This is a genomic window from Lysobacter korlensis (assembly GCF_042434515.1).
This window is the reverse complement of the sequence record NZ_JBHLTG010000046.1, coordinates 1-1,039: the sequence shown is the minus strand read 5'-3', so window position 1 is coordinate 1,039 and position 1,039 is coordinate 1. Positions and strand designations below refer to the sequence as shown.

At 54.3% G+C, this 1,039-nt stretch carries 1 protein-coding gene; it reads left to right on the top strand.

All coding sequences use genetic code 11. The features are described 5' to 3' along the window. The coding region (locus tag ACFFGH_RS34365) for a hypothetical protein (protein WP_386677459.1) at positions 1-984 on the top strand (984 nt) is incomplete at its 5' end. Positions 985-1,039: the final 55 nt, after the last annotated feature.

Genomic DNA, 1,039 nt, shown 5'->3' with positions numbered 1-1,039 from the left:
CGGCTTAACTCAGGTGTTAGGCATCACATGAGCCTCGATCGCATCTCAGACGAAGACTTCTTGAGCCCAGACTTCAAGGAGGACTCGGTGCGCGAGCTCATAATCGCACCGCTCCTCTCAAAGGTCGGTTACTCACATAGCGGTAAGATGCGTGTGGCGCGAAGCAAGGCGCTCAGCCATCCATTTATCCGAGTTGGAACACGCAATCATCCCGTAACTACGGTTCCAGACTACACGCTCATTTTCGACGAAAAGCCGATTCTCGTTCTTGACGCAAAAGCCCCTTCCGAAAACATTCATTCGGATCGCCACGTACAACAGGCGTACAGTTACGCAATTCATCCCGACATTCAGTGTCGAGAATTCGCGCTGTGCAACGGGCGGGAAATCGCCTTTTACGATATATATCAAAGAGAGCCGCTTGCGGTAATCGGTTACGCAGCATTCGAAAGCGAGTGGGAGAGCCTTCGAAAACATCTCAGCCCTGAGTATGTCCTCGAGCCAATTCGTAGAAGATTTGCTCCTGACTTCGGTCTGGCGCTGCACCGGCTCGGACTTCGAAGCCACTCAGAGCTTTACATGCTCGGCACCCGCCTTAACCTATACGCTCGCGTCGACGAATCCATATTTACCGCTGGCGCGAACGTAGAGCACGCTGGAATTCCCCACATGGCCAGCTTCGATTTCGAAAATCCCATGCTGAACACCGTTGTGTCGTCGCTTCCGCACAAACTTGCAAGTCAGTTCTTGAGCGCGATGTCACGTGCGCCTTTCACAGCGTGTGCCGGCTTAGCCATCGAACTGGACCTTCGCTGCCATCTGGGCGACCTAATTGAAGTTCCGGGCGAGCAATTCGCGCCATTGGTCGTGGATGCGGTACTGGCCTCTCGATTTATCCCGGACCCTGGTCTACCAGAGCCGACCGATGTGCCAGAGGAAGTGTTCAAATTAAGGCAGGCGTACACCATCGCAGGTGATGCCTAACAAATCGTCCAAGCCGACGCCGCTTCGCGACGCGGCTTAACTCAGGTGTTAGGCG